The sequence below is a fragment of the Kribbella sp. NBC_00662 genome (assembly GCF_041430295.1).
GTDB lineage: Bacteria > Actinomycetota > Actinomycetes > Propionibacteriales > Kribbellaceae > Kribbella.
Genome location: NZ_CP109029.1, coordinates 2,190,624 through 2,212,347 on the forward strand (window position 1 = coordinate 2,190,624; position 21,724 = coordinate 2,212,347).

At 67.6% G+C, this 21,724-nt stretch carries 19 protein-coding genes; 8 read left to right on the top strand and 11 right to left on the bottom strand.

The window, feature by feature from the left end; all coding sequences use genetic code 11:
- Nucleotides 1-12 precede the first annotated feature (12 nt).
- From OHA10_RS11110 to rpmH, 8 genes are all read right to left on the bottom strand, one after another.
- On the bottom strand, nucleotides 13-984 hold the full coding sequence (locus tag OHA10_RS11110; RefSeq protein WP_371406095.1) for a ParB/RepB/Spo0J family partition protein: 972 nt from the start codon (nucleotides 982-984) through the stop codon (nucleotides 13-15).
- Nucleotides 985-1,061: 77 nt separating this feature from the next.
- Nucleotides 1,062-1,997, bottom strand: a complete 936-nt coding sequence (locus OHA10_RS11115) for a ParA family protein (RefSeq protein ID WP_371406096.1) — start codon at nucleotides 1,995-1,997, stop codon at nucleotides 1,062-1,064.
- Between the two features lie 521 nt (nucleotides 1,998-2,518).
- Entirely contained in the window at nucleotides 2,519-3,193 is a 675-nt protein-coding gene (gene rsmG, locus OHA10_RS11120) for a 16S rRNA (guanine(527)-N(7))-methyltransferase RsmG (RefSeq protein ID WP_371406097.1), read from the bottom strand.
- A gap of 129 nt (nucleotides 3,194-3,322) precedes the next feature.
- Entirely contained in the window at nucleotides 3,323-3,835 is a 513-nt protein-coding gene (locus OHA10_RS11125) for a protein jag (RefSeq protein WP_371407929.1), read from the bottom strand.
- Between the two features lie 96 nt (nucleotides 3,836-3,931).
- Nucleotides 3,932-5,161, bottom strand: a complete 1,230-nt coding sequence (gene yidC, locus OHA10_RS11130) for a membrane protein insertase YidC (protein WP_371406098.1) — start codon at nucleotides 5,159-5,161, stop codon at nucleotides 3,932-3,934.
- Nucleotides 5,162-5,494 (bottom strand): membrane protein insertion efficiency factor YidD, encoded by a 333-nt coding sequence (gene yidD / locus OHA10_RS11135; RefSeq protein WP_371406099.1) that lies wholly within the window; start codon nucleotides 5,492-5,494, stop codon nucleotides 5,162-5,164.
- On the bottom strand, nucleotides 5,491-5,832 hold the full coding sequence (gene rnpA, locus OHA10_RS11140) for a ribonuclease P protein component (protein WP_371406100.1): 342 nt from the start codon (nucleotides 5,830-5,832) through the stop codon (nucleotides 5,491-5,493). Before rnpA ends, yidD begins: the two co-directional genes overlap by 4 nt.
- A 26-nt stretch (nucleotides 5,833-5,858) precedes the next feature.
- Nucleotides 5,859-5,996 (bottom strand): 50S ribosomal protein L34, encoded by a 138-nt coding sequence (gene rpmH / locus OHA10_RS11145; RefSeq protein ID WP_130386492.1) that lies wholly within the window; start codon nucleotides 5,994-5,996, stop codon nucleotides 5,859-5,861.
- Between the two features lie 1,425 nt (nucleotides 5,997-7,421).
- Here rpmH and dnaA point away from each other — a divergent pair.
- From dnaA to OHA10_RS11175, 6 genes are all read left to right on the top strand, one after another.
- Nucleotides 7,422-9,077: a chromosomal replication initiator protein DnaA gene (gene dnaA, locus OHA10_RS11150; protein ID WP_371407930.1), complete on the top strand. Its 1,656-nt coding sequence runs from the start codon at nucleotides 7,422-7,424 to the stop codon at nucleotides 9,075-9,077.
- Between the two features lie 456 nt (nucleotides 9,078-9,533).
- Nucleotides 9,534-10,679 (top strand): DNA polymerase III subunit beta, encoded by a 1,146-nt coding sequence (gene dnaN, locus OHA10_RS11155; RefSeq protein ID WP_371406101.1) that lies wholly within the window; start codon nucleotides 9,534-9,536, stop codon nucleotides 10,677-10,679.
- A gap of 25 nt (nucleotides 10,680-10,704) precedes the next feature.
- Nucleotides 10,705-11,628 carry a phosphogluconate dehydrogenase (NAD(+)-dependent, decarboxylating) gene (gene gnd / locus OHA10_RS11160; protein WP_371406102.1) on the top strand — a complete coding sequence of 308 codons (924 nt, stop codon included), beginning with the start codon at nucleotides 10,705-10,707 and terminating at the stop codon, nucleotides 11,626-11,628.
- A 1-nt stretch (nucleotide 11,629) separates the two neighbouring features.
- Nucleotides 11,630-12,769 carry a DNA replication/repair protein RecF gene (gene recF, locus OHA10_RS11165; RefSeq protein ID WP_371406103.1) on the top strand — a complete coding sequence of 380 codons (1,140 nt, stop codon included), beginning with the start codon at nucleotides 11,630-11,632 and terminating at the stop codon, nucleotides 12,767-12,769.
- Nucleotides 12,762-13,325 (top strand): DUF721 domain-containing protein, encoded by a 564-nt coding sequence (locus tag OHA10_RS11170; RefSeq protein ID WP_371406104.1) that lies wholly within the window; start codon nucleotides 12,762-12,764, stop codon nucleotides 13,323-13,325. The genes recF and OHA10_RS11170 overlap by 8 nt, the downstream gene beginning before the upstream one ends.
- A gap of 48 nt (nucleotides 13,326-13,373) precedes the next feature.
- Nucleotides 13,374-14,714 carry a hypothetical protein gene (locus OHA10_RS11175; protein WP_371406105.1) on the top strand — a complete coding sequence of 447 codons (1,341 nt, stop codon included), beginning with the start codon at nucleotides 13,374-13,376 and terminating at the stop codon, nucleotides 14,712-14,714.
- A gap of 6 nt (nucleotides 14,715-14,720) precedes the next feature.
- Here the strand turns inward: OHA10_RS11175 and OHA10_RS11180 are convergent, their stop codons facing one another.
- From OHA10_RS11180 to OHA10_RS11190, 3 genes are read right to left on the bottom strand one after another with little or no spacing between them, the layout of a single operon-like run.
- On the bottom strand, nucleotides 14,721-15,278 hold the full coding sequence (locus OHA10_RS11180; protein WP_371406106.1) for a hypothetical protein: 558 nt from the start codon (nucleotides 15,276-15,278) through the stop codon (nucleotides 14,721-14,723).
- Nucleotides 15,275-15,880 carry a hypothetical protein gene (locus OHA10_RS11185; protein WP_371406107.1) on the bottom strand — a complete coding sequence of 202 codons (606 nt, stop codon included), beginning with the start codon at nucleotides 15,878-15,880 and terminating at the stop codon, nucleotides 15,275-15,277. The genes OHA10_RS11180 and OHA10_RS11185 overlap by 4 nt, the downstream gene beginning before the upstream one ends.
- Nucleotides 15,877-16,512 (bottom strand): hypothetical protein, encoded by a 636-nt coding sequence (locus OHA10_RS11190; RefSeq protein ID WP_371406108.1) that lies wholly within the window; start codon nucleotides 16,510-16,512, stop codon nucleotides 15,877-15,879. Before OHA10_RS11190 ends, OHA10_RS11185 begins: the two co-directional genes overlap by 4 nt.
- A gap of 449 nt (nucleotides 16,513-16,961) precedes the next feature.
- Here OHA10_RS11190 and gyrB point away from each other — a divergent pair, with 449 nt between their 5' ends.
- Both gyrB and gyrA read left to right on the top strand, forming a co-directional pair.
- Complete coding sequence (gene gyrB / locus OHA10_RS11195) at nucleotides 16,962-18,938, top strand: DNA topoisomerase (ATP-hydrolyzing) subunit B (protein ID WP_371407931.1); 1,977 nt, start codon at nucleotides 16,962-16,964, stop codon at nucleotides 18,936-18,938.
- Between the two features lie 108 nt (nucleotides 18,939-19,046).
- Nucleotides 19,047-21,632 (top strand): DNA gyrase subunit A, encoded by a 2,586-nt coding sequence (gene gyrA, locus OHA10_RS11200; RefSeq protein WP_371407932.1) that lies wholly within the window; start codon nucleotides 19,047-19,049, stop codon nucleotides 21,630-21,632.
- Nucleotides 21,633-21,724 lie beyond the last annotated feature (92 nt).

Sequence of the window (21,724 nt, forward strand, 5' to 3'; positions counted from 1 at the left end):
TTTGTCGACAAATCAGTCGGTCTGCTTGTTCGGGTCCATCAGTGTGACGATGCGCTCGAGGTCGTCGAGGGAGGCGAACTCGACGGTGATCTTGCCCTTGGTCTTGCCGAGGTCGACCTTCACGCGCGTCTCGAAGCGGTCCGAGAGGCGGTCGGCGAGATCGACCAGGCGTGGGGCCACCGGCTTGTTGCGGCGGCGGGCCGGTGTGGGGTCGTCGGCGTTCATGTCGCCCAGGGCAACGATCTCTTCGACCGTGCGGACCGAGAGGCCCTCGGCAACGATCCGCTGGGCGAGGCGCTCGATAGCATCGCCGCTAGGCAGGCCCAGCAGGGCGCGGGCGTGGCCCGCGGAGAGGACCCCGGCGGCAACCCGGCGCTGTACGCCGGCCGGCAGCTTCAGGAGCCGGAGCGTGTTGGAGATCTGCGGACGCGATCGCCCGATCCGGGTAGCCAGAACTTCCTGGGTGCAGCCGAAGTCGTCGAGCATCTGCTGGTAGGCCGCCGCTTCTTCCAGCGGGTTCAGCTGGCTGCGGTGCAGGTTCTCCAGGAGGGCGTCCCGCAGCATCGCGTCGTCCGACGTGTCCCGCACGATCGCGGGGATCGTCGTCAGGCCCGCCTGCTGCGTCGCCCGCCAGCGGCGCTCACCCATCACGAGCTCGTACTTGTCGTCCTCGAGCCTGCGAACGACGATCGGCTGCAGGAGCCCGATCTCCTTCACCGAGTGGACGAGCTCCTCCATCGCCTCCTCGTCGAAGACGCTGCGCGGCTGCTTCGGGTTCGGCGTGATCTTCTCGACGTCGATCTCGGCGAACGAGGCGCCCGGCACCGCGGCCAATTCCGGCCCCTGCGGTCCTTGGGGCTCCGCCGGCTTGGCGACCGGCGGCGCTCCCGGGATCGAGCTCGACTTGCTGCCGAGAGTCGTAGTGCCGGGGGCCGGCGAGCTGGGGATCAGCGCGCCAAGTCCGCGTCCGAGTCGGGTGTTCATCGCGCTCCCTCGAGATCGAATCCTGCTACTGCTGACGTTCCCGTTTCACGTGAAACGGTGCCACACCGATCCAACGATCAGGCGTTGTTCCGCATGGCGATCTCTCGGGACGCCTCCAGGTACGACAGTGCGCCGGCCGACGCCGGGTCGTACGCGAGCACGGTCTGCCCGTGGCTCGGGGCCTCCGAGATACGCACCGAGCGCGGCACGGCGGTCCGCAGTACGGCGTCCTTGAAGTGGCCACGTACTTCGGCCGCGACCTCGCCGGCCAGCTTGGTCCGGGCGTCGTACATCGTCAGCAGGATCGTCGAGACATCGAGTCCGGGGTTCAGGTGCGACTTCACCATGTCGATGTGGCGGAGCAGCTGCGAGAGACCCTCGAGTGCGTAGTACTCGCTCTGGATCGGGACCAGCACCTCGCGGGCGGCGGTCAGCGCGTTCACGGTCAGCAGGCCGAGCGACGGCGGGCAGTCGATGAAGACGTAGTCGTACTTCTCCCCCGCGGCCTCGGTCTTGGCCAGGTACGCGTCGAGCACGTTCTTCAGCCGGCTCTCGCGGGCCACGACACTGACGAGCTCGATCTCGGCACCGGCCAGATCGATCGTCGCCGGGATCACCTGGATACCGGGGTGCTCCGCGCACGGCTGGATCAGGTTGTCCAGTGCCTCGCCCTCGATGACCGCCTCGTACACGCCAGGCGTTCCTTCGGCGTGCTCGATGCCGAGGGCCGTCGACGCGTTGCCCTGGGGGTCGAGGTCGATCACCAGAATCTTCGCGCCGTACAGCGCGAGGCCGGCGGCGACGTTCACGGTCGTCGTGGTCTTGCCGACGCCACCCTTCTGGTTGGCGACCACGAAGACTCGGGTCTGGTCGGGCAGCGGGAACTCGCGGCCCATCGTGCGTCCTTCATTCACCAGCAGGGTCCGTTCGGTCGCGGCGGCGATCGGAGTCTCGAGAAGTCGTCGCTGAAGCTCGTCCGACGTGGCCCGCGCGGCGATCTGTGCGGCAGTCATAGCGCCCATTCCAATAGGTGCGGGACTTGGCCCGAAGAGGATGTCGGTAGGGGTCGGGGCGGGTCTGCCCCCAGCTCCGTCCACAGGCTGCTGTGGACGAATTCCCGTGTGCAGAGGCAGTTTCATGCGGTGGTCATCCACAGGCGGTGGAGAGTCCGAGAAGCCCGGTTCGGCGTCCACCAGTGACGCCGATTCGGGCTCGGAACCATCATCGCGCATGTCTGGCGTTTCACGTGAAACGGAGTCGCCGTCGATCTCTCCGGGTACGTCGAGACCGGTCGCGGCAACCGCCCGGAGTTCAGAACTGTCGATCGGCGGAGTCACCACGATCGGGTCCTGGGGCTCGTCGGCGGAGGAAGTTTCGACAGGGGGTGCAGGCGCGGGAGTGAGGTCGGGAGCGGGCTCCTGGGTGACCACACGAACGGTGGAGTCCGGATCGGTCGGCCAGCCGATGCCCTGTGATGACCTCGGCTCACCGGTGCTCTTCTCGGGCCATCCGAGGGCACGACTCACCAACCCGCTCACCTCCCGTGTCTTCCGTGCCGGGATCCCCCTGGAGCACGTCCGGCCACAATACTCACCACAGTCGTGGGGAGGGCCAGTTCATCGCCGCCGAGTTGATGAATGTGCCAAAGCTCTGCTCCCAGCTTCGACAATTCGCGTTCCGAGCCGTCCAGTTCCTCCTCCGCGGACGACCCCTTCATCGCGAGCATCAGTCCGCCTTCGACACACAGCGGCAGACACCAGCGCGCGAGTTTGCCCAGCGGAGCAACCGCCCGAGAGGTCACCACGTCGTACGACGCACGTGGCAGATCCTCGGCCCGCGATCGGACCACCGTGGCGTTGTCGAGCTCGAGGGAGTCGACCGCCTCCTGGAGGAAGGTGGTGCGTCGGAGCAAGGGCTCGACGAGCTCCACCTGGAGATCGGGACGAACGATCGCGAGCACGATCCCCGGCAGGCCGGCGCCGGTGCCGATGTCGGCGACCAACGCCTCCTCCGGGATCAGTCGCTCGACGACGGCACAGTTCAACAGATGCCGGTCCCAGAGCCGCGGAACCTCCCGCGGCCCGATCAGTCCCCGCAGTGTGCCTTCGGTCGCGAGCAGTTCGGCGTACTCCGAAAGCCGGACCGCCGCCCGTGGAAACAGCTTCTCCACGAGCGGCGGCGGCGTTTCACGTGAAACGGGGTCGGTCATTGGGCCTCCCGGCCTGGACTCAGGAGCGCAGGGAGCGAAGCGACCGGAGCGACGAGGGAAGGCCGGGAGTCACAGCCCAATGACCCGCCGCGCCGGAGGCGCGGCATGTGCACTGTCATTGGCGTGCGTTCATGGCTGTACCACCACGCGGCGGCGGGGCTCCTCGCCCTCGGACTCGGACGTCAGGCCGGCGGCGGCGACCACGTCGTGCACGACCTTGCGCTCGAACGGCGTCATCGGGTCGAGCCGCACCGGGGTGCCGGTCGACTTCGCCTCCTCGACCGCCTTGCGGCCGACCTCTTCCAGCTCGGCCTTCCGGTTCGCCCGGTAGTTCGAGACGTCCAGCATCAGCCGCGACCGCTCACCGGTCTCCCGGTAGACGGCCAGCCGGGTCAGCTCCTGGAGCGCCTCGAGCACCTTGCCGTTCTCGCCGACGAGGTTGTTCAACTCCGCGCCGACGATCGACACCGCGGCCCGGTCGCCGTCGATGTCCATGTCGATGTCGCCGTCGAGATCGGCGATGTCGAGCAACTCCTCGAGGTAGTCCGCAGCAATATCGCTCTCGGCCTCGAGCGCCTTCAGGCGATCCTCGGCCGAGTCGTTCGTACCGGCGGACTGCTCCGCCGCCTCAGTGTTCTGCATGCCGTCGCTCACGGCCACTCCTTCGCAATATCGAGATCCGCCCCACGGGGATCCCGTCGTTCACAAGGCAGGATGTGCAAGCAAGAAGAGCGTGGGTCAGCGCGAGCCGCCGGAGCGCTTCTGCGCCGCCCTCTTCTGCGCGGCCCGCTTCTGGGCCGCCGACTTGGCGGCGGGCTGGCGCTTGGCCGACCCGGCCGGCTGCCTCTTGGCAGCACCGCCCTGAGTCTTCTTCGGCGCGTCCTGGGGGCGCGTCTCGTCCTGGGGTGCGGCTGACGCCTGCCCGTTGCTCGACGCCGTCGAGTCGGACGCGTTCGCGCCGGCCGTAGCCGGGCCGCTCTTCCGGTCGCTGCGCGACTGCCGCTTCGGCTGCTGCCGCTGGGCCGGCCGCCGGTCGCTGGTCTCGGTCTCGGTCGCGGCGCCCGCCGTACCGGGAACGCCGTCGTCGGCCGGCTTGCCGTGCCGCACGTTGTGCTCGCGCTTGCGGGCCTGCATCGCGTCGTACGCCGGGGTGCCCGGAGCGGGGTTGCGGCGGATCACGTAGAACTGCTGGCCCATCGTCCACAGGTTCGAGACGAACCAGTAGATCAGCACACCGATCGGGAAGTTGAAGCCACCGATCAGGAAGAAGATCGGGAAGACGTACAGCATGACCTTCTGCATCTGCGCGGCCTGGCCGGTGAGGGCTTCCTTCGGCATGTTCTTGCGCATCAGCTGCAGCTGCGTGGTGAACATCGTCGCCGTCATCAAGATGATCAGCACGATCGCGACGACCTTGACGTTGGCCGAGCCCGGGCCGTTCGCCTTCAGGAAGGTCTGCGAGATCTCGGCGCCGAAGATCTTCGCGTGCTGCAGCGAGCTCACGTACGGCTTCATGATCTCGCTGTGCCACTGCCCCTTGGCGGCGTAGTCGAGCACGCGGAACAGGGCCAGGAAGATCGGCGACTGCAGCAGCAGCGGCAGGCACGAGGAGAACGGGTTGGTGCCCGTCTCCTTGTACAGCTTCATCATTTCCTGACCGAGCTTCTCCCGGTCGTGGCCGTACTTCTTCTGCAGCTCCTTCATCTTCGGCTGCAGCAGCTGCATGTTCCGGCTGGAGCGGATCTGCCGGACGAACAGCGGGATCAACAGGGTCCGGATGACGATGGTCAGGCCGGCGATCGACAGCGCCCAGGCCCAGCCGCCGTCCGGGTCCAGCACCTGGCTCAGCAGCCAGTGCCAGCCGACGAGCAGTGCCGAGACAGCCCAGTACAGCGGCGTCATGACCGTGTTGAACAGATCTACGATCCCGTCCCAAACGGCGAGCCCGGGGATGGCCAGAAGAGTCACTCATGCACCTCGCTGCACAGGCCCGGCGTCGGCTGACGGCCCGGGCTGGTTGGCGGAACCGTGAACACAGGGGTCCTCACGGTCTCCGCGCTGGTCGACATCTGTGGGTGGAACGGGGTCGTAGCCTCCGGGGTTCCACGGGTGGCAGCGGATGAGTCTCCTCATCGCCAGCCAGCTACCGCGCACCGCACCGTGGCGCTCGACCGCCTCCAAGGCGTACGCCGAACAACTCGGGTAGAACCTGCACACCTGCCCGTACATCGGGCTGATGACCAGGCGGTACAGCTTCAGGAAGCCGATGATCCCGCTCCGCACGGGATTGATCCGCATCATGATTTCAGCAACCGGGTCAGAGCACCGTCCACGTCCGCGGCCAGCTCGTCGTACGACGCCGAGGCGGACGACGGGAGCGCGCGCACGACGGTCAGGCTGCCGGCCGGAAGATCAGGAAGCCGCGTTGCCATCACAGCACGCAGACGGCGGTGGACCCGGTTCCGCAGAACCGCGTTGCCCACCGCCTTGTTCACAACGAATCCGACACGTGGAGGCTCGGCGCAGCCGGCCTCCGCCAGCAGGTGGAGAACCACCGCGCGCCGCGCCGCGCGCCGTCCGGACCGGACGGCGCGACCGAAGTCGTCGGACCGGCGGAGCCGGTTCGACGCTGGCAGCACGAGGTGGTCACCGTCGAGCAGGTCGCTCAGGCCGCGAGGCGCTGGCGACCCTTGCCACGGCGGGCGGCGATGATCGCGCGACCCGCACGGGTACGCATCCGAAGACGGAAGCCGTGCTTCTTGTGCCGGCGACGGTTGTTCGGCTGAAACGTCCGCTTGCTCACTGGAATGACTCCGGTTACTCGAGATCACAGAATGTCGACAAATCCACTGATTGAATCTGTCCAAGGTGGCTGTCCTGCACACCGCCTGAGGTATCCGCAGGGAGCGCAGCACGAAACGGCCGGCTCAACACCGACTGATCCACGGTACGTGGCCGCCTGTGGACAGGTCAAACCAGGTATCCCCAGACTTTTCCACAGGCTTGTGGACAGGATAGTGGGCAACGCCTGGGCGACGACCTCGTCACCCTCCGGCCCGGACCGCCACTGAGAGCGATCACCAACCATGACTACGCTCCGGCGTCTACCCGACACGCCGCAGGTTGCCCCCAATTTCCTGTTCATAGCCTGTGGATGACGGCTTGAAGCTGCCTGCTCCGACTTGTTAGCGTCACTCCCTCACACCAGAAGTCCCACACCCCGCGATTGGTAACCAACCTGCTCCTGCGGTCGTTCACAACTGTGGACAACCGTGTGGACAGTGCGGCCGCCGAAGTGCGGAGACAGCTACCGCGCTGAGCCGAGCACGACGACTCGCCGGCCGCACGGTGTCGGGTCGAATGGTCGCGCCACCCGGGTCCGCCCGGAACGCGCCGGCCACCGCAGCGATGAATCGGGGAGCAACGCGTGGTCGAGGACCATTCCGCCAGTGCGGAAGTCACACCGGTGGAATACACAACAGCCGAGCACCGGACGGAGTACTCCGGTGACCGCCCCCAGGACCTACGCCCCGAACCCGACGCCGGACTCCGCCCCGAGCCGGAGGCCAATTTCCGTACCGAGGTCCCGCCCGCACCCGAGCCGCTGCCGCGGACCGAGACACCGGCCCCTCACCCCGACGCCGGCCAGACGCCTCCGGGCGAGACCGGCCCGGCGCCGCAGACCGCTCCGACTCCCCGGATGGATCCGGGTGACTACCTCAGCCCTTCCCTTCCGATCCCGATGCCGGAGCAGCCGATGCCCGGTTACCGGCCCGCGCCACCGCCAGGTCCGTACGGTTACCGCTCCGAGCTCGAGCGCGCGGCGACCGATCTTCCGGCCGGCCCACTCCAGCCGCCGGTAGGTACGTCGTACTTCGGGGCGGCTCCGACCATCGGCAATGTTCGCCACCCCGGTGAGAACAGCACCTGGGGCAGCGCTCCCGAATGGGGTACAGGCAGCGGGGACAGAGCGGGCTCGGCAGCGAACGAGGGTGATGGACGTGCGGACAACGCAACCTCCAACCAGTGGTCACCGGACCACCGGCCGACTCAGCAGAACACGCCACCGAACACCGAGCAGCCGGCCGAGCCCCAGACCCCGGAGCAGCACGCACCACACCAGCACGCTCCGCAGCCGACTCCACAGCAGCAGGCTCCACAGCAGCACGCACCTCAGCAACAGCCGGCGCTCCAGCAGCAGATCCCTCAGCAGCACGCGCCCCAGCCGGTGCCGCACCAGCAGGCTCCGGAGGTGGCAGCACCGGTGACGGATCTTGGTGATGCCTGGACCCGCGTGCTCGCAGGCCTGCCGCCGAACCAGCGCGCCTGGCTGACCAACTCCCGTCCGGTGACGCTGCACGAGAGCACCGCGATCGTCGCAGTGCCCGACGACTTCACCCGCGGCCAGCTCGAGACCCGGCTCCGCCCTGACCTCGAGCGGATCCTGACCGAGAGCTTCGGCCGGGACATCCGCATCGCCGTCACCGTCGACCCGTCCCTCGACCCCGAGCTCCGCGAGCAACAGGCCGCCCAGCAAGCCGCCCAGCAGCAGCCGCAGTACTCACAGCAGCCGCCGCAGCAACACCCCCAGCAGCACCCGCAGCAACAGCACCCGCAGCAGCCCGCCGTCCGCGAGCCGCTGCACACCGACGGCGCGTACCAGCCGACCATCCAGTCAGCGCTGACTGACCCGGACAACGGACCGCAGTACAACCAGCCGCGTCCGGATGCGGCGCCGCAGCACTTCCAGCAGCCGGCGCCGCAGCAGCAGTTCGGTCAGCCGATGGGCTCGGTCGCACCGCCGCCGAACGGTTCGCCGACCCAGTCGGCCACCGAGGCGCAGGGTGAGGCCCGGCTGAACCCGAAGTACACCTTCGAGACCTTCGTCATCGGCAGCTCGAACCGGTTCGCCCACGCGGCCGCGGTCGCAGTCGCCGAGGCGCCGGGCAAGGCGTACAACCCCCAGCTGATCTACGGCGACTCCGGTCTGGGCAAGACCCACCTGCTGCACGCGATCGGGCACTACGTCCGCAGCCTCTACACCGGGGCCCGCGTGCGGTATGTCTCCAGCGAAGAGTTCACCAACGACTTCATCAACGCGATCCGCGACGACAAGGCGTCCCAGTTCCAGCGCCGGTACCGCGATGTCGACGTACTGCTGATCGACGACATCCAGTTCCTCGAAGGCAAGATCCAGACCCAGGAAGAGTTCTTCCACACCTTCAACACGCTGCACAACGCGAACAAGCAGATCGTGATCAGCTCCGACCGCGCGCCGAAACGCCTGGAGGCGTTGGAGGATCGGCTCCGCAACCGGTTCGAGTGGGGCCTGATCACCGACATCCAGCCGCCGGACCTCGAGACCCGGATCGCGATCCTGCGGAAGAAGGCGGCCACCGAGCGGCTGACCGCGCCGCCGGAGGTGCTGGAGTTCATCGCGTCGAAGGTGCAGACCAACATCCGTGAGCTCGAGGGCGCACTGATCCGCGTCACCGCGTTCGCCAGCCTGAACCGGCAGCCGGTCGACCTGAGCCTGGCCGAGATCGTGCTGAAGGACCTGATTCCCGAAGGCAGCAAGCCCGAAGTCACCGCCAGCATGATCATGGGCCAGACGGCGTCGTACTTCGGTCTGTCGATCGACGACCTGTGCGGTTCGAGCCGCAGCCGCGTACTGGTGACCGCGCGGCAGATCGCCATGTATCTGTGCCGCGAGCTGACCGATCTGTCGCTACCGAAGATCGGCCAGCAGTTCGGCGGCCGCGATCACACCACGGTCATGCACGCGGAACGCAAGATCCGGCAGCTGATGTCCGAACGACGCAGTGTCTTCAACCAGGTCACCGAGCTGACGAACCGGATCAAACACCAGGCGAAGCAGCAGTAGAAGAACCGCACAGGCTGGGGACACAGCTGTGGAAAACTGTGGGTATTGCCGTGGACACACCGCTGTGTCGTGTGGACGCCCTGTGGGGACAGAATCCGTCGTCCGCAGGCGTCCCCAACACGACCGAGCGTCGTCCACACGCCGTCCCCACCCAGAAATGCGGTCTGACCTGCGAACTCGTCGCTTTTCCACAGTATCCACCGGTGCGAAGAACACTATGGAATCTGTAGAGAGGTCCCAGTCCACAAAACGAACGGGCGGCCCGATCTGGGGAAAACCCCGATCTCGCGCCGATCGGACCGACCTGTCAGGCTGTGTCCGTAAGCACCTGCAGCAACCTCAGTACGACGCCGACGCGACCCGCCCGAAGCGCCACGTCAGGCCCGATGGGCGCACAGCACCTTTGTCCGTGGCAGGATCTGCCTGGCACACAGCCGAATCAGGAGGCACCCAGCGGTGAAGTTTCGCGTCGAGCGCGACGTACTGGCCGAGTCGGTGGCCTGGGCCGCGCGCAGTTTGCCCAGTCGTCCCAGCGTTCCGATCCTTGCCGGCCTTCTGGTCGAGGCCGAGGACGGGCAGATCACTCTGTCCGGCTTCGACTACGAGACCTCGGTCCGCGTCACCGTGCCCGCGCAGGTGGCGGACTCCGGCAAGTGCCTGATCTCCGGCCGGCTCGTCGCCGACATCTCCAAGAGTCTTCCGAACCAGCCCGTGGACTTCGCCGTGGACGGAGCGAAGGCTCAGGTCACGTGCGGCAGTTCGCGGTTCACGCTCCAGACGCTTCCCACAGAGGAATATCCGGCCCTGCCCGAGCTTCCGGCCGCCAGCGGGACGGTCAAGGCCGACGTCTTCGCCCAGGCCGTCTCCCAGGTCGTCACCGCGGCCGGGCGTGAGGACACGCTGCCGGTGCTGACCGGTGTCCGGGTCGAGATCGAGGGCTCCACGATCTCGTTGCTCGCCACCGACCGCTACCGGCTCGCGATCCGTGAGCTCGAGTGGAACCCGCAGTCCCCCGACGCGTCCGCGGCCGCGCTGGTGCCGGCCCGGGTGCTGTCCGAGACCGCGAAGGCGATGACCGGCTCCGACGTGATCGTGTCGCTGGCCGCACCGGGCAGCGGAGACGGCATCGTCGGCTTCGAGGGTGAGGTGTCCGGTGGCAACCGGCGCGCCACCACCCGGCTGCTGGACGGCGAGTTCCCGAAGGTCCGCGGCATCATCCCGACCGACGCCGCGATCGCGACCCGGGTGCGGATCGACACCGCGACCCTGGTCGAGGCGGTCAAGCGGGTCGCCCTGGTCGCCGAGCGGAACGCCCCCGTCCGGCTGACGTTCGAGGAGGACAGCGTGACGCTGGACGCCGGCAGCGGTGACGAGGCGCAGGCATCGGAGTCGCTCGAGGCCCGCGTCGTCGGCGAGCCGGTGACCGTAGGCTTCAATCCGACGTACCTGCTCGACGGCCTCGGCGCGATCGGCACCCCGGTTGCGCACCTGGCCTTCACGCAGGCGACGAAGCCGGCCGAACTGACCGGTGTGCGGGACTTCGACGGCGAACCGATCAGCGAGTTCCGGTACGTGCTGATGCCGGTCCGCCTGAACAGCTGAAAGCCAATAGAACAAGGGGATTCAGATGGAGCTCGGCCTTGTCGGTCTCGGCAAGATGGGCGGCAACATGCGCCAGCGGATCCGCAACGCGGGCCACACCGTGGTCGGGTTCGACCACAACCAGGACATCTCCGACGCCAAGGACCTGGCCGACATGGTCGGCAAGCTCACCGCCGACGGCCAGCCGAAGGTCGTCTGGGTGATGGTGCCGGTCCAGGCCATCGACCCGGTCGTCACCGAGCTGGCCGAGCTGCTCTCCCCCGGTGACATCGTGATCGACGGCGGCAACAGCCGCTGGACCGACGACACCCGGCGCGCCGCCCAGCTGGCCGAGAAGGACATCCGCTTCGTCGACTGCGGTGTGTCCGGCGGAGTCTGGGGCCTGGAGAACGGGTACGCCCTGATGTGCGGCGGCGACAAGGACACCGTCGACGTCGTGATGCCGATCTTCGAGGCGCTGAAGCCCGAGGGTGAGTTCGGCTTCGTGCACGCCGGCAAGGTCGGCGCGGGGCACTTCTCGAAGATGGTCCACAACGGCATCGAGTACGGCATCATGCAGGCGTACGCCGAGGGGTACGAGCTGCTCGAGGCGTCGGACATCGTCGAGAACGTGCCGGAGGCGTTCCAGTCCTGGCGCGAGGGCACCGTGATCCGGTCCTGGCTGCTCGATCTGCTGGTGAACGCGCTCGAGGACGACAACCACCTGGAGAAGATCCGCGGGTACGCCGACGACTCGGGCGAGGGCCGCTGGACCGTCGAGGCCGCGATCGACCTCGCCGTACCGGTGCCGGCCATCGCGGCCGCGCTGTTCGCCCGGTTCTCGTCGCGGCAGGACGACTCGCCGGCGATGAAGGCGATCGCCGCGATGCGGAACCAGTTCGGCGGTCACGCGGTGAAGGGCGCCGAGTCCGCCGACCCGTCGTACGCGACACCGCCGGTCAAGCACTGAGGTGTACGTCACCGCCCTGGGTCTGCTCGACTTCCGGTCCTACCAGCAGGCGGAGGTCGAGCTCACCCCGGGCGTGACGGCCTTCGTCGGGCCGAACGGCCACGGCAAGACCAACCTGGTCGAGGCGATCCACTACACCGCGACCCTCGGCTCGCACCGGGTGGCGAACGACGCGCCGCTGGTGCGGGCCGGCGCCACCCGGGCGATCGTGCGGACCGAGATCCGCAGCCAGTACGACCGGGACGTGGTCGTCGAGCTGGAAATCAATCCTGGGAAGGCAAATCGGGCCCGGATCAACCGATCGCCGGTCCCTCGACCGCGCGAAGTGCTCGGACTGCTGCGGACGGTGCTCTTCGCGCCGGAGGATCTCGCGCTGGTGAAGGGCGACCCGTCCGAGCGGCGCCGGTTCCTGGACGAGTTGCTGACGCTGCGCTCGCCGCGGATGGCCGGCGTACGGCAGGACTACGACCGGGTGCTGAAACAGCGGAACTCACTGCTGCGGAGCGCTTCGCAGGCGCGCCGGCAGAACCGGACGAGTGCCGCCGAAGGACAGCTGCGGACGCTGGAGGTGTGGGACTCGAACCTGGCCCGCGTCGGCTCCGAGCTGCTCGCGACACGGTTGGAGCTGCTGGAATCCCTGCGCCCGTTGGTGTCCAGCGCGTACGACGCTGTTGCCCGGGGCAAGGGTGATGCGCGGCTGGAGTACAAGTCGTCGGTGCTGCTGGAGCCGGGGGTGACGTCGCGCGAGCAGTTGGCCGACGTACTGCTGGCGGCGGTTCAGGAGAAGCGGCGGGACGAGCTCGAGCGTGGGGTCTCGCTGGTGGGTCCGCATCGCGACGACGTCGTACTCGGGCTCGGAGACTTGCCGGCGAAGGGGTACGCGAGTCACGGTGAGTCGTGGTCGTTCGCGCTCGCGCTGCGGCTGGCGTCGTACGAACTGCTCCGTGCGGACGGGGGTGAACCGGTGCTGATCCTCGACGATGTGTTCGCCGAGCTCGACACGCAGCGCCGGGACCGGCTGGCCGAGCTGGTCGCGCCGGCCGAGCAGGTGCTGGTGACCGCTGCCGTCGGCGCTGACGTGCCCGCTGAGCTCAGCGGGGCGCGCTTCGACGTCGGCGAAGGGGTCGTTCAGCGTGCCTGAACCCCCGGATTCCTCTGAGAGCGGCCCTGAGAGCGAGCTCGGTCCGGAAGTCGAGCACGACAAGCAGGGCCTCGAGTTGGCGAAGTCGCTGGCGGGACGGCTCAAGCAGCAGGCGGCCAAGGGCGGCATCATGCCGGTCAAGCGGCGCCGGCGGCCGCGGATCGACGGCGCCCAGATCAGCAGCGCCCGCCCCGACGACCGCGACCCGCAGAAGCTGACCAACACCCTCGGCCGCCTGATGCGCGACCAGGGCTGGGAGGTCGACGTCGCCGTCCACGGCGTGATGGCCCGCTGGCCGTCGATCGTCGGCCCCGAGATGGCCGAACACTGCAAGCCCGAGTCGTACGACGACACCGTTCTCACCGTCCGTACGTCGTCCACCGCCTGGGCAACCCAACTCAAGCTCCTCGCCCCCGACCTGGTCCGCCGCCTCAACACCGAACTGGGCGAAGGCACCGTCACCCGCGTCAACGTCCAAGGCCCCCACACCCCCTCCTGGCGCAAAGGCCCCCGAACCATCCGCGGCGGCCGAGGCCCCCGCGACACCTACGGCTGACGAGACTGGTTGTGCCGGCGACCCGGCCACGCCCTAGGATCGGGCGCGATGCGCACGCTCGTTGACGGCTTTCGCGAGATGGTCCACCTGATCGGAGACACCTTCCGGCTCTGGTGGAAGAACTTGCTGCCCATGACCACCTGGTGGGTGGCCGGCTTTGCCGGGTTCACCGTGTGCATGCAGGGCGCGATGTGGCTGGGGAAGCATCAGCACTCGAGTCTCGGCACCGGTCTGTTCGCGGTCGGTGTGTTGTTGCAGATCACCGCGTCCGTCGGCATGATCCGGACCTGTGCGATGTCGCTGTACCGCTGGCGCGATGCTGCGAGCAGCGAAGCCGAGGAGACCTCGGACCCGACGCAGCGCGGGCTGCTCGAGCTGCTGGCCATCACGCTGCTGCCACTGGTTGCCGTCTGGTCGGCGTGGGGCTTCTTCGACGAGCAGATCAACCAGCTCTCGGCGACGAACCTGGTGCAGAACGGAACACAGGCCGGCTCGCAGTTCTTCAAGCTGGGCATCCACAGCTGGCACAGTTACCTGCCCGCGCTGGTGATCCTGCTGGTACTGCGGCGTGTGCTGCAGGCGGTCGACGACCGCTGGCCGAGCCGCCCGGTGAAGTTCACCCAGGTCTGGGCCGAAGCCTTCTTCGTGCTGCTGACCTGCGTCATCACGCCATTCGCGATTGCCGAGGGCAAGCTGTGGTTCCGGGAGCGGAGCTTCTGGTACTGGTCGCTGAACTGGTGGGACGGCCTGACGGACTTCTTCTCGAAGATCCACATCCCCCTGCCGGCCGGTATCGAGTTCCTCTGGGGCTTCTTCTGGGAGACGCTGTGGCCGCTGTTCAAGCTCGGCGTCGGTGAGCCGCTGACCTGGCTCGCGATCACGACGGTCGTCTTCGGCCACCGTGTCCTCTCCAGCGGCGGTGTCTTCCGCGGCACCCGGCTCGAGCGCCGGCTCGGCGGCCAGGCGGAGCAGGAAGGACCGCAGCGCGGCCGGCTGGTCGAGCTGACCTACAAGGCGCCGGATCTGGTGCTCGGCGGTCTGCGCGAGAAGTTCTACCCCGCGATCAACGCGTTCCGTCTGCTCGTCCGGGTCGGGCCGGTGTTCCTCGGCGTGGTCTGCATGGTCTACACGCTCTGGGTGCTCGCCGACGACTGGGCGTTCGTCCTGGTCCAGCGCCTGATCGGTATCCACGGCGGCTACTGGGGCCTGATGAACCAGGAGATCTCGAGCATGATCGAGCGGATCATCTTCGAGCCGCTGCGGATCGCCCTCCTGGCGGCGGCGTTCGACCTGTGCATCTCGGTCGGTATCCAGCGTCGTAACGAGGCAGCCGCGGCCGCGCAGCCCAAGAAGACGGAAGCCAAGGAGCCGGCGCCCGTCGCGGTCTGACCGGCCTCAGGGAGTGATCAGGACCCGCCGGTGAGCGGTGAAGTCTTCGACGGTCACGCCGGTGAGATTCGGTACGACGGACTTCGGCACCACGTACACCTGTGCGATCTGCTGCGGCTTGTCCATGGTGAACGGGTAGTCGTCGTCACCGCAGTACGTCGGCAGCGGGTAGTCGAACGGCTGCTCGGTGTCCCACGTGTTGCCGTGCGTGTCCCGCAGCTGTGCCGCGCAGCTGAAGCCCTTGTCCTTCAGGAAGAGGCCCTCGCGCGGAGTCACCGTCAGCGTGGCCACGACGATCGTGGATCCGGCCGGCCCGCCGAGCTCGATCGCTTCGCCGTCCTTGTCCAGCAAGGTGGTGTAGGCCTTGAGCGAGTCGAGCTTCCATTCGACGTGCGCGACCGTCACCGGACCCTGGCCGACGACCTGGTCGATCCGGCCCTCTTCGTAGATCCGCTCGGTGTTGGTCAGATAGGGCCGCAGCAGGATGATCGTGGCCGCGGCCAGTAGGGCCACCAGCAGCGCGATCTGGACCGTCAGCCGGGACACCCGGCTCGCAAACTTCACGATGCCACCCGGGTGACAGACTTCTCGACGATGTACTGCGGTGCCGCGGTGTCGACCATCTGCTGGGCGATGGCATCGGTCGGGATGCCGAGATCGACCTCGATGTCGGAGTTGTAGTAGTTGAAGATCATCGTCGGGTGCAGTTTCAGCTTGAGGCCGGTGATATCCGCCGGGTTCAGCTCGAACACGACGGTGCCGGTCTTGGCGAAGCCGGCGTCGGGGAAGTCGATCCCGCTGTTGGACAGCCCTTCGACCGGCTCGTACACACTGCCGCCGTCGGCCAGCAGGGTTGCGTTGATGTTGTCGGGCTTCTTCGCGCCACGGACCGCGTCCCACTCGATCGCGAGGTAGATGCCGTTGGTCTCGAGCGCCTTTTTGTCGTCGCTCTCGCTGCTGTCGATCACCGAGCGGGCGAACTTGATCCGGGTCACCTTCATCGTCGATCCGCTACCGGTGTAGTCGAGGGCCTGCCCGATCGTGCCGCTGACGACCTTGATGTTCTGCTCGTCGTACACGTGCTCGGGCGCGGCCAGCCGCGTTACTCCTCCGAGCAGCACGAAGAGAACGCCGACGAGGATCGTCGCGGGGCGGTAGAGCTTCACTTGCTGCCCCCGTTGTCGACGACCACTGTGGGGTCCAGCCGGACGACCCCGACCGGGGCCTCGTTCTGCCAGAACTCGTTGTCGTTCGCGCCGAACACGCCGCTGACGGCTTCGTACGACTCGCCGAGCACACCGATCTCTATGGTCTTCGCGGCGAAGTCGGGGTCCACCTTGAAGGTCGTGAAGCAGCTCTCCGGCGGAAGTCCGTAGACGAGCACCCAGCTGATCTCGCCACGGCACGAGATGCCGTCGCTCTCGATGGTGTCGGCGCCGCCGCCGGGAACCAGCACCAGCAGGCTGCCGCCAGGGGTCACGCTCTGGTGTTCCTCGGTGTCGATGTTCTTGGCGTCGAAGTAGATCTTGACCTTCGACTCGGCCTCGGCGTACTCCGTCTTCGGCGTCCGGACGATCTCGGCCTTCGTGAAGCTGAACTCGAATCGGCCCGCCGTCACGGTGGCCGGGGCGGTCAGGGTTGGGACGGTGCGGCCCTTCTTCTCTTTCCAGCCGCCGGTGGCGAGGATCACCAGGGCGGCCACTACGACGAGGGCGATCACCAGCAGCCAGATTCGCCGGTGCCGGTGAATCACCCGGTCGGCGATCATCGCATCGATGACCTCGTCGAGACTTTCCACGGCAGCGATCCTAAGGGGCGGTGGGTGCGCGCCAGGCACCGCTTGTCCACGGGCCGCGAGACCCTCGTCCGGAGCGGGTCAAGCGGTCTGGACCGGTCGGTACCGGAACGGTCAGTCGCGAAACACCCGGAGGCCACTGAGCGGCCGTGAGCGCTTTTCTGACCCCCACCCGCGAGAGGGGACATGGAGATGAGGGAGAAAAGACGCCCTGATGCGAGTTTCGGGCGGCTGGTGGCAGGTTCTGCTTCGGTCGACAGGTAGAATGGACGACGTAGGGCGAGCCGCGCCTCTACTACCACCGTAGAGGGCGGCTCTACTGTGCCGCGATGCCTCGCGAAGGCGGGGTCCGAGGAGGACAACCACCGGTGACCGACGAGCCGATCGAGATCGACGCCAACCAGTCCGCCGACCCCATCGGCACCCCCGCACCCAGCGAGGAACTCCCCGCGATGCTCGACCAGATCCCGTCGAACGTCGTCGAGCGTGAGTACGACGCGAGTGCGATCCAGGTCCTGGAGGGACTGGACGCGGTCCGCAAGCGCCCGGGTATGTACATCGGGTCCACCGGTGAGCGCGGCCTCCACCACCTCGTCACCGAGGTGGTCGACAACGCGGTCGACGAGGCGATGGCGGGGTACGGCGACCGCATCGTCGTCACGCTGCTCGCCGACGGCGGCGTCCGGGTCGAGGACAACGGCCGCGGTATCCCGGTCGACATCGTCGAGTCCGAGGGCAAGCCGGCCGTCACCGTCGTACTGACCGTTCTGCACGCCGGCGGCAAGTTCGGCGGCGGCGGTTACAAGGTGTCCGGCGGTCTGCACGGCGTCGGCGTCTCCGTGGTCAACGCGCTGTCCACCAAGCTCCAGGTCGACGTCAAGCTGAAGGGCAAGCTGTACACGCAGTCCTTCACCAACGGCGTCCCGGACGCCGACCTCGCCGAGATCGGTACGTCGACCTCGAACGGTACGACGATCACGTTCTGGGCGAGCGAGGACGTCTTCGAGACCACGACGTACTCCTACGAGACGCTGGCCACCCGCTTCCGCGAGTACGCGTTCCTGAACAAGGGCCTCGAGCTGGTGATCCGGGACGAGCGTCCGGACCACTTCGACGAGGACGGCAAGCCGCTCGAGCAGTCCTTCCGGTACGAGGACGGCCTGGTCGACTACGTCAAGTACCTGACCGGGATCCGCGAGACCGTGCACCGCGACGTCATCTCGTTCGAGGCGGCCACCGCCGACGACACGATGAGCCTCGAGGTCGCGCTGCAGTGGAGCGGATCGTTCCAGGAGTCGGTGCACACCTTCGCGAACGCGATCAACACCCACGAGGGCGGCACCCACGAGGAAGGCTTCCGGGCCGCGCTCACCTCGCTCGTCAACGGTTTCGGCGAGGACCAGGGCATGATCAAGAAGAAAGAGGACAGGCTCACCGGTGACGACATCCGGGAGGGTCTGACCGCGATCATCTCGGTCAAGCTCGCCGAGCCGCAGTTCGAGGGCCAGACCAAGACCAAGCTCGGCAACACCGAGGTGAAGGGCTTCGTCCAGCGCGTCGTCAACGACAAGCTCGGCGCCTGGTTCGAGCAGAACCCGGCGGAGGGTCGCGAGATCATCCGCAAGGCGTCCGCCGCGGCGAGCGCCCGGATCGCGGCCCGCAAGGCCCGCGACCTGGCCCGCAACCGCAAGGGCCTGCTCGGCGGCGGCGGTCTGCCGGGCAAGCTGGCCGACTGCCAGTCGACCAACCCGGAGGAGTGCGAGGTCTACATCGTCGAGGGTGACTCGGCGGGTGGCTCCGCGAAGGGCGGCCGCGATCCGAAGTTCCAGGCCATCCTGCCGATCCGCGGCAAGATCCTGAACGTCGAGAAGGCCCGGATCGACAAGGTCCTGCAGAACAACGAGGTCCAGGCGATCATCTCCGCGCTGGGCACCGGTATCCACGAGGACTTCGACGAAGAGAAGCTCCGGTACCACAAGATCGTGATCATGGCCGACGCCGACGTCGACGGCCAGCACATCCGGACCCTGCTGCTCACCCTGCTGTTCCGGTTCATGCGGCCGCTGATCGAGCGCGGTCATGTGTACGCCGCGCAGCCGCCGCTGTACAAGATCCGCTGGAGCAACCAGCCGGACGAGCTCGCCTACACCGACCGTGAGCGCGACGGCCTGCTCGAGGCCGGCTACGAGGCCGGCAAGAAGCTGCCCAAGGAGAACCCGATCCAGCGCTACAAGGGTCTGGGTGAGATGAACGCGAACGAGCTGTGGGACACCACGATGGACCCGGCGAACCGGGTGCTGCTGCAGATCACCCTCGACGACGCGATCCGCGCCGACGAGACGTTCCAGACGCTGATGGGCGACGACATCGAGGCGCGGCGCAGTTTCATCCAGCGCAACGCCAAGGACGTTCGCTTCCTCGACATCTGATCTCGCTGCTGCTTACCGACGTACTGATCTGAACGGGACTTTTTCATGACCGAGACCCCCACCTCGCCGGGCCACGACCGGGTCGAGCCGCTCGACCTGCAGACCGAGATGCAGCAGTCGTACCTCGACTACGCGATGGCCGTCATCGTCGGCCGCGCGTTGCCCGAGGTCCGCGACGGCCTCAAGCCGGTCCACCGCCGCATCCTCTATGCGATGTACGACGGCGGCTACCGGCCGGACCGCGGTTTCAACAAGTGCTCCCGCGTCGTCGGTGACGTCATGGGTCAGTACCACCCGCACGGCGACTCGGCGATCTACGACACCCTGGTCCGGCTCGCGCAGCCGTGGGTGATGCGCGCGCCGCTGATCCAGGGCCAGGGCAACTTCGGTTCCCCGGGCAACGACCCGGCGGCCGCTATGCGGTACACCGAGTGCCGGATGGCGCCGCTGGCGATGGAGATGGTCCGCGACATCGACCAGGACACGGTCGACTTCCGGCCGAACTACGACGGCAAGTCGCAGGAGCCGGTGATCCTGCCGGCCCGCTTCCCGAACCTGCTGGTCAACGGCTCGTCCGGTATCGCGGTCGGTATGGCGACCAACATCCCGCCGCACAACCTGCGTGAGGTCGCGGCCGCGGTCGACTGGGCGCTGGAGCACCCGGACGCGACCCGTGAGGAGCTGCTCGAGGCCTGCCTGCAGAACATCAAGGGCCCCGACTTCCCGAACGGCGCGCTGATCGTCGGCTACAAGGGCATCGACGACGCGTACCGCACCGGCCGTGGCTCGGTCACGATGCGCGCGGTCGTGGACATCGAGGAAGACGCGAAGGGCCGGACCAGCCTGGTCGTCACCGAGCTGCCGTACATGGTGAACCCGGACAACCTGGCGCTGAAGATCGCCGAGCTGGTCAACACCGGCAAGATGAACGGTATCGCCGACATCCGCGACGACAGCTCGTCCCGGACCGGGCAGCGACTCGTCGTCGTACTGAAGCGTGACGCCCAGCCCCGCGTCGTACTGAACAACCTCTACAAGCACACGCAGCTGCAGGACACCTTCGGCTGCAACATGCTCGCGCTCGTCGACGGCGTACCGCGGACGCTGAGTGTCGACCTGTTCATCAAGCACTGGATCGACCACCAGATCGAGGTCATCCAGCGGCGGACCCGCTTCCGTCTGCGCGAGGCCGAGAAGAACGCGCACATCTACCGCGGGTACGTGAAGGCGCTGGACGCGCTCGACGAGGTGATCGCGCTGATCCGGCGCAGCCCCGACGTCGAAGAGGCGCGCACCGGCCTGATCCAGCTGCTCGACATCGACGAGATCCAGGCGCAGGCGATCCTGGACATGCAGCTGCGCCGGCTGGCCGCCCTGGAGCGGCAGAAGATCATCGAGCGGTTGCAGGAGCTCGAGGCGATCATCGCCGACCTCGAGGACATCCTCGCCAGCCCGGAGCGGCAGCGCACGATCGTCAAGGACGAGCTGGCCGAGATCGTCGAGCGGTACGGCGACGAGCGGCGTACCGAGATCATCGCGGCCGACGGCGACCTGTCCGTGCAGGACCTGGTGCCGGACGAGGACGTGGTCGTCACAATCACCCGCGGCGGGTACGCGAAGCGGACCAAGACCGACCTGTACCGGACGCAGAACCGCGGCGGCAAGGGTGTCCGGGGCGCGCAGCTGCGGGCCGAGGACGAGATCAGCCACTTCTTCGCCACCACGAACCACCACTGGATGCTGTTCTTCACCACCAAGGGCCGGGTCTACCGGGCCAAGGTGTGGCAGCTGCCCGAGTCCGCCCGGGACGCGAAGGGCTCGCACGTCGCCGGCCTGCTCTCGTTCCAGCCGGACGAGGAGATCGCGCAGGTGCTGACGCTGCGCGACTACGACCAGTCGGAGTACCTGGTGCTCGCGACCAAGCGGGGTCTGGTCAAGAAGACCGCGCTGCGCGACTACGACTCGGCCCGGCAGAGCGGCATCATCGCGGTCAACTTCCGCGAGGAGGACGACGAGCTGATCGGCGCCGACCTGGCCACCGCCGAGGACGACCTGCTGCTGGTGTCCCGCAAGGGGCAGTCGATTCGCTTCACCGCGAACGACGAGCAGCTGCGGCCGATGGGCCGGGCCACCTCAGGTGTGACCGGTATGAAGTTCCGCTCCGGCGACGAGCTGCTGTCGATGTCGGTGATCCGGGCCGGTTCGGAGGAGGACGCGCAGTTCGTCTTCACCGTGACCGACGCCGGGTACGCGAAGCGGTCGCGGGTGTCGGAGTACCGGCAGCAGGGTCGCGGCGGGCTCGGCATCAAGGCCGTCAAGCTGAACGACGAGCGTGGTTCGCTGGTCGGCGCGATCATCGTCGTCGAGGAGGACCAGGTGCTGGCGATCAAGGCCAGCGGCCAGGTCGTCCGCAGCCGGGTCGACAGCGTGCCGGTCAAGGGCCGCGACACGATGGGCGTCCGGTTCGCCGGGGTCGGCGAGTCCGACGCGGTGGTCGCGATCGCGCGGAACACCGACCTGACGGTTGCTTTGGAGGAGTCCGAAGAGGGTACTGATGCAGATGGTGCCCAGAATGTGGACGAATCGACAACCGAATCCACCCCTGAGAGCGTCCAGAATGATGACGAACGTTCGACGGACGTGGACGGCGCGGCTACCGTCGAAGACGACGAAGCCGGCCAGGAGGGTGACTGATGACCAACCGCGCGAGGCCGACATGGCCTGAAGGTGCGGCCGACAGCTCCAAGTCCCAGCGCACCGCGCCGGGTGGGAAGCCGTCTGCCGCC